The sequence below is a fragment of the Mycobacteriales bacterium genome, assembly GCA_035995165.1.
Classification (GTDB): domain Bacteria; phylum Actinomycetota; class Actinomycetes; order Mycobacteriales; family CADCTP01; genus CADCTP01.
Genome location: DASYKU010000152.1, coordinates 101,272 through 108,018, shown reverse-complemented (window position 1 = coordinate 108,018; position 6,747 = coordinate 101,272). Strand labels below are relative to the sequence as shown.

Genomic DNA, 6,747 nt, shown 5'->3' with positions numbered 1-6,747 from the left:
CGGCGCGACTTCCTGACCATGCGCGACATCGTGCGGTTCGCCGTCGCACAAGCCCGGTTCATCGCCGTCGGGGAGCACCAGAACCTGGTGGCCGAGACCCAGACCCGGGCCCTGGCCTTCATCGCCGGTCGCTCGGTGGCCGAGATGCGGTCGGTCGGCGAGGAGGTCTTCGACGAACTGCTGGCCGACAAGATCTGGCCCGGCACGCTGGCCCTGGCCCGGATGCACCAGGACGCCGGCCAGCGGGTCTGGCTGGTCACCGCGACCCCGGTCGAGCTGGCCTCGATCATCGCCCGCCGGCTCGGGCTGACCGGCGCGCTCGGCACGGTGGCCGAGGTCGTCGACGGCGAGTACACGGGACGGCTGGTCGGCGAGCCGCTGCACGGGCCGGCCAAGGCCGCGGCGGTGCTCGCGCTGGCGGATCGGGAACGGCTGGACCTCGACCGGTGCGCCGCGTACAGCGACTCGATCAACGACCTGCCCATGCTCAGCACGGTCGGCCGGGCCGTGGCCGTGAACCCGGACTCGGCGCTGCGGATGGAGGCCCGCGCCCGGGGCTGGGAGATCCGCGACTTCCGGACCGGTCGCAAGGCGGCGAGGGTCGGCGTGCCCGCGGCGATCGGGGCCGGCGCGGTCGGCGGCGGGGTCGCCGCCGGCGTGAGGCTGCTGCGCAAGCGCGGCTCATGAGGAAAGGGGCCGCCCCGACAGACGGCCCCTCCCCACGCCTCAGGCCGGCTGCAGCTCCCGGGCCGGCGGCTCACCGACAGCGTCGTGGTCGTCGGCGCCCTCGACCTGGATCCGCGGCAGCACCCGCTCCAGCCAGCCCGGCAGCCACCAGTTGGCCCGGCCCAGCAGCTGCATGATCGCCGGCACCAGCAGCATCCGGACCACGGTCGCGTCGATGAAGATCGCCGCGGCCATCCCGATCCCGATGACCTTGAGGAAGATCACCGGGCTCGGTACGAAGGCCGCGAACACGGCGATCATGATCGCCGCCGCCGCCGTGACCACCCGGGCCGTCCGGGTCAGGCCCTCGGTCACGCTGGTGGTGTTGTCGCCGGTCTTCAGCCAGCGCTCGCGGATCCGGGTGAGCAGGAAGACCTCGTAGTCCATCGACAGTCCGAACAGCACCGCGAACATCAGCACCGGGACGAACGCCGGCAGCGGCGTGGGCGTGTCGATCCCGATCAGCCGCCCGGCCCAGCCGCCCTGCAGGACCAGCGCCACCACCCCGTACGCGGCGGCCAGCGAGAGCAGGTTGAGCAGCGCCGCCTTGACCGCCACGACCAGACTGCGAAACACCGTCAGCAGCAGCAGGAACGACAGCCCGACGACGCCGCCGATGAGCAGTGGCAGCCGGGAGGCCATGTCCTCGTTGGTGTCGACCGCGGCGGCGGTCACGCCGCCGACGTGCACGCCGGTGCCGGCCACGGTCGCGCGCAGGGTGGCGACCAGCGTCTCGGTGTCGGCCGACTGCGGGCTGGTCGTCGGCACCACGGTCATCATCGCGGCGTCGCCGGAGGGCGCGGCCACCGGCGGGGTCACGGCCGCCACCCCCGGGGTCGCCGCGATCCGCTGCTGCAGCGCCGTCAGGGCGGTGCCGTCGTCGGTGGAGACCAGCACCAGCGGGCCGTTGGCGCCGGGGCCGAAGCCCTCGGCCAGCAGGTCGTACGCCTGCCGGGTGGTGGTGCCGGCGCGGTCGTTGCCGGCATCGGGGAACCCGTACCGGACGCCGAGGAACGGCGCGGCCAGCAGCCCGAGCAGCACCAGCCCGGAGCCGAGCGCGACCCAGGGGCGGCGCTGGACGCCGACGGCCCAGCGGGCCCCGAGCGGGCGGCGGGAGGAGCGCGGGACCGGCAGCCGCAGCCGGTCGATCCGGTACCCGACGAACCCGAACAGGGCCGGCAGCAGCGTCACCGCCGCGAGCATGACGACCAGCACCGCGAGGATCGTCACCACGGCCGCGCCGCGCATCGCCGACAGGCCCATCCCGAACAGGCCCAGCAGGCTGACCACCACGGTCGAGCCGGCCACCAGCACGGCCCGGCCGGCGGTGTCCGCGGTCGCCATCGTCGCGCCGCGCGGGGTCAGGCCGCGCCCGAGGTACTCCCGGTAGCGGGTGACCAGCAGCAGCACGTAGTCCACGCCGACGCCGATACCCATCATCGCGGCCAGCGAGGTCGACCAGTCCGGCACGTCCACGATCGCGGCGACGACGCCGACCAGCGACGCGCTCACCCCGAGCCCGACGACCGCGACCAGGATCGGCAGGCCGGCCGCGACCACCGAGCCGAACACCAGCAGCAGGATGATCGCGGCGGCGGCCAGCCCGATGCCCTCCGAGCCGATCGAGCCCTGGGTGGCGGTCTCGACGACCTGCCCGCCGACCGCGACCTGCAGCCCGGACCTGTCCGCGGCCTGGGCCAGGTCGATGATCCGCTGGGTGTCCTGCACCGGCATCGCGTCCGGGTTGGGCGCGTCCAGCTGGATCGTCGCCTGCAGGATCCGGTCGTCGGCCGAGATCGCGCCCCGCTGCCCGTACGGGCTGGGGGCGGCGACGACGTGCGGCACGGTCCGGATCTGGCCCAGCAGGCCCTCCACGGCGGACCGGACGGCCGGCGCGGTCACCGGGCCGTCGGCCTTGACCACGACGCTGACCTGCTCCCCGGCCGCCGCGGGGAAGCGGGACGCGAGCAGGTCCTGGGCGGTCCGGGAGTCCGACCCGCGGGCGGTGTAGTCCGCCTTGAAGTCGCCCGAGGCGACCTGGGAGAGGCCCACGGCACCGGCCACGGCGACCAGCCAGAGCACCACGACCAGGACGCGGTGGCGGTGCGCCGCCCCGGCCAGCCGGCCGAGCGCTCCCACCTGCGGATCGGGAACCATCTTCGCCTCCGTTACGAGTCTTCGCGTTGCGATGGGTCATAGCAGAAGGGAAGAGAGGTAACATTGTCAAGAGGCTTCGCTGATGGAACGCTGAGAGTCCTGGGTAGGACCGGTACGGAGGTGCAGGTGCGGACGAGGCGGGAGACCACCCGGGCGGCGACGATCCAGGAGATCAAGGACACGACGCTGGCCCGGATGCGCGCGCAGGGCACGGTCGACGTCCGGCTCTCGGACGTGGCCCGGGACATGCGCATGTCCGCGCCCGGCCTCTACCGCTACTTCGACGGCCGGGAGGGCCTACTCACCGCGCTGATCGTGGACGCCCTGACCGGCCTGGCCGAGCAGGTCGAGAAGGCCCGGGACACGGTGCCGGCGACCGACCCGGGCGGCCGGTTCCTCGCGGTCTGCCGGGCGTACCGGGAGTGGGCGCTGGCCGACCGGGAGAGCTTCACGCTGGTCTTCGGGCCGTCGCTGGCCGGGTTCGAGAAGGGCCACCAGGTCGACGCGACCGTCGTGGACGCCGGGCCGGACAAGGCCGCGGCGCTCCGGGCGATGGAGGCCCTGCGCAGCCTGTCCCGGGACGCGGACGACTGCGGCACCCGGCGAGCGCTACCGCTGACCCAGTTGCCACCCGTCCTGCTGGCGGCGTTCGGCGACAAGACCCTGCACGGCGCCGACCCGGCCACCGAGCTGGCCATGACCCACTGCTGGGCCTCGCTGCACGGCTTCATCACGCTCGAGGTCAACGGCAACCTCAACTGGCACGGCGACGACGTCCGCGAGGCCATGTTCCTCGGGCTGGTCCGGCTGCTGACCGGGCTGATGGGGCTGCCGGAGCCGGCCGACGGCTGGCCGCCGCTGACCCCGGCCCCCTAGCGGAACACGGACCGCCGCTGCAGCAGCAGCCGGTAGAGGGTCTGCTGGATCGTCTCCCGGACCTGGTCGGTCAGGTTGAACACCAGCATCGGGTCGTCGGCCCCGTCCGGGTCGAGCGAGCCGGTGTCGATCGGCTCGCCGAACTCGATGTACCACTTCGACGGCAGCGGCACCGCGCCCAGCGGGCCGAGCAGCGGCCAGGTCGGCGTGACCGGGAAGTAGGGCAGCCCCAGCACCCGGGCCAGCGTCCGGGAGCTGGCGATCATCGGGTACGTCTCCTCGGCCCCGACGATCGAGCACGGGATGATCGGCACCCGGGCCCGCAACGCCGCCCCGACGAAGCCGCCGCGGCCGAAGCGCTGCAGCTTGTACCGGTCCCCGTACGGCTTGCCGATGCCCTTGAAGCCCTCCGGCCAGACCCCGACCAGCTCACCCGCGCCGAGCAGCCGCTCCGCGTCCGGGTTGCAGGCCAGCGTCTGCCCGGACTTGCGGGCCAGCGGACCGAGCCCGGGCGTACGGAAGACCAGGTCGGCGCCGAGCATCCGCAGGTGCCGGTGGGCCGGGTGGTGGTCCAGCAGCGCCAGCGAGGTCATCACCGCGTCCAGCGGGATCGTGCCGGAGTGGTTCGCCACCACCAGCGCGCCGCCGGTCTCCGGCACGTGCTGCACGCCGGTGGCCTCGACCCGGAACCACTTCTCGTACAGCGGGCGGAACGGCGGGGCCAGCACGTGGTCGGTGAGGTCCTCGTCGAAGCCGAAGTCGTCGACCTCGTAGTCGCCGGTGATGCGGCGGCGCAGGAAGGCCAGCCCGCCGGCGATCCGGCGCTCCCAGTCCGTCCGCTCCGGCTCCGTCGCCGTCTCTGGCTCGAGCGGCGGCCCCGATACGGCCCGGGGCCGGCGCGGCTGCTCGCCGTCGCCGTGCAGCGGGATCACCCGGGCGTCACCCATCCCGGCTCCCGGCCGCCGCGGCGCCGGCCGCGGCCGAGCGCACCGCCGCCGCGGCCCGGACCGCGCCCAGGATCCGGCTCTCGGCCCGGCGGACCACGGCCGGCTGAACGCGCATGGTCAGCCCGCGGTGCTTGATCACGTCGTCGAACGCCCGGACCGTGTCGTACCGGGGCCGGTAGCCGAACTCGGTCCGCAGCCGGGTGATGTCCACGACCCGGCCGAACTCGAGGAACTCCAGCTGCTCGCGGGAGAAGTCCAGCAGCCCGGCCCGGCGGACGGCCCGGCCGGCGACCTGCACGGCGGAGGACGGCACCGGGACCGGCACCCGGCCGGCCCGGCGGACCATCTGGGACAGCAGCAGCACGCCCTCGCCGCCGACGTTCACGGTGCCGGGCCGGCCGGCCAGCGTGGCCCGGCGCAGCACCTCCAGCGCGTCGTCGGCGTGCAGCAGCTGCACCCGGGGGTCGAAGCCGAGCACGGTCGGCACCACCGGCAGCCGCAGGTAGCGCAGCAGCAGGCTGTCCGCGCCCGGGCCGATCACGTCGGTGAACCGGAGCACGCCGACGGAGACGTCGGGGCGGCGCCGGGCGAAGCCGCGGACGTACCCCTCGACCTCGACGGCGTCCTTGGCGTACCCGGCGCGGGGCAGCGACTTGGGCTCGGTCTCCTCGGTGAACAGCGCCGGGTCGCGGGAGGAGGAGCCGTAGACGGCGGTCGAGGACTTCACCACCAGCCGCTCCACCGACGCCGACTTCTGGCACGCGGCCAGCAGCTGCATCGTGCCGATGACGTTCATCTCCTTCATCGACGCGCGGCCGCCGGCGGACCGGGGCAGCGCGGTGATGTTGAGATGGACGACGGTGTCCACCCTGGCGGTGGCGATCACCTTGGCGATCAGCGGGTTGCGGATGTCGGCCCGGACGAACTCGGTCCGGCCCAGGCCGAGGTCGCGCGGCGGCGGCACGGTGTCCACGCCGATGACCCGCTCGATGGCGGGGTCGGCGGCCAGCAACGCCGCGAGCCGACCGCCGAGGTGGCGGCTGACGCCGGTGACGAGGACCACGGCCGGTGGCACAGCGCGGATCCCCCTCCCCTTCGGAAAGGCGATCCTACCGCCGGGGCCGCCGGCTCAGATGGGCTTGAAAGTGCTGGGCCGCCCGTCGACCACCGGGACCTTGGCCGCGGCGGCGCCCGCGTGCCGGTGCACCCGGCCGAGCACGACCGCGTCGCCCGAGTGCGTCCGCATGGTCCGGTCCGCGCGCCCGCAGTTGACCGCGATCGTGATGGCCCGGAACGAGTCCTCGCAGACCACGGTCCGGCCGCTCGGCACGTCACCGAAGCTCAGCGCGAACGGCACCTCGAAGGTGCGCCCGCCGCAGCGCAGCTCGACCAGGTCGCCGAGCTGGATGCCGGCCGCCTCCAGGTCGCTGCGACGCAGGTTGAGCGCGAGGTTGCCGAAGTGGTCGACCATCCGGATCTCGCCGTGGACGTGGTCGCCGTGCACCCGGGGGTCGGCCTTGCGGCCGCGGACGAGCGCGTCCGGGTCGAGCCGGGGCCCGACATCGGTCAGCGCGACACCGGCGGCCAGGTGCGCCGCCACCGGGGCGAAGATGTCCCGGCCGCGGAAGCTGTGCGACGGGGTCCTGCTCCAGAGCGCCGGCTCGGCCAGCTCGTACGCCTCGGCGATGCCGCCGGCGACGTCCCAGGCCCGGGAGGCCAGCCCGTTGTCCGGGGCGACCACCACGTTGCCGTCCTGGCAGCGCACGGCGACCCCGCGCGAGTGGGTCGCCGTGAACGGGTCGACCAGCGCGAGATGCACCCCCACCGGCAGGTACGTCCAAGCCTCGGCGAGCATCTCGCCGCCGAGCGGGACGTCCTGCGCCGGCACCTGGTGGCAGACGTCGATGATCCGCACATGCGGAGCGATCCGCGCGATGACGCCCTTGCACACCCCGACCAGGTGGTCGTCGAGACCGTAATCGGACAGGAACGTGACCCAGTCAGAGCGAACCGACGGCGTTGTCGGGTCGGTCATGTGCCA

Annotated in this window: 6 protein-coding genes; 2 read left to right on the top strand and 4 right to left on the bottom strand. The window is 74.1% G+C overall.

What is annotated here, in order from left to right:
- Positions 1–687 (top strand): HAD-IB family hydrolase (locus tag VGP36_25225; GenBank protein ID HEV7658017.1); only part of this gene is annotated, 687 nt, incomplete at its 5' end.
- 39 nt (positions 688–726) lie between these two features.
- Here VGP36_25225 and VGP36_25220 read toward each other — a convergent pair.
- On the bottom strand, positions 727–2,883 hold the full coding sequence (locus VGP36_25220) for an MMPL family transporter (protein HEV7658016.1): 2,157 nt from the start codon (positions 2,881–2,883) through the stop codon (positions 727–729).
- A gap of 126 nt (positions 2,884–3,009) precedes the next feature.
- On the opposite strand from VGP36_25220, the gene VGP36_25215 reads away from it, so the two are divergent.
- On the top strand, positions 3,010–3,759 hold the full coding sequence (locus VGP36_25215) for a TetR/AcrR family transcriptional regulator (GenBank protein HEV7658015.1): 750 nt from the start codon (positions 3,010–3,012) through the stop codon (positions 3,757–3,759).
- Here the strand turns inward: VGP36_25215 and VGP36_25210 are convergent.
- Genes VGP36_25210 through VGP36_25200 form a run of 3 tightly spaced genes read right to left on the bottom strand, consistent with a single transcriptional unit; the run spans position 3,756 to position 6,741 of the window.
- Positions 3,756–4,706, bottom strand: coding sequence for a lysophospholipid acyltransferase family protein (locus VGP36_25210; protein ID HEV7658014.1), 951 nt, complete (start codon positions 4,704–4,706; stop codon positions 3,756–3,758). The genes VGP36_25215 and VGP36_25210 overlap by 4 nt on opposite strands.
- Entirely contained in the window at positions 4,699–5,781 is a 1,083-nt protein-coding gene (locus tag VGP36_25205; GenBank protein ID HEV7658013.1) for an NAD-dependent epimerase/dehydratase family protein, read from the bottom strand. Before VGP36_25205 ends, VGP36_25210 begins: the two co-directional genes overlap by 8 nt.
- A gap of 54 nt (positions 5,782–5,835) precedes the next feature.
- The gene (locus VGP36_25200; protein ID HEV7658012.1) at positions 5,836–6,741 is read right to left on the bottom strand and encodes an SAM-dependent chlorinase/fluorinase; all 906 of its coding nucleotides are present in this window, start codon (positions 6,739–6,741) and stop codon (positions 5,836–5,838) included.
- Between the last annotated feature and the right edge of the window lie 6 nt (positions 6,742–6,747).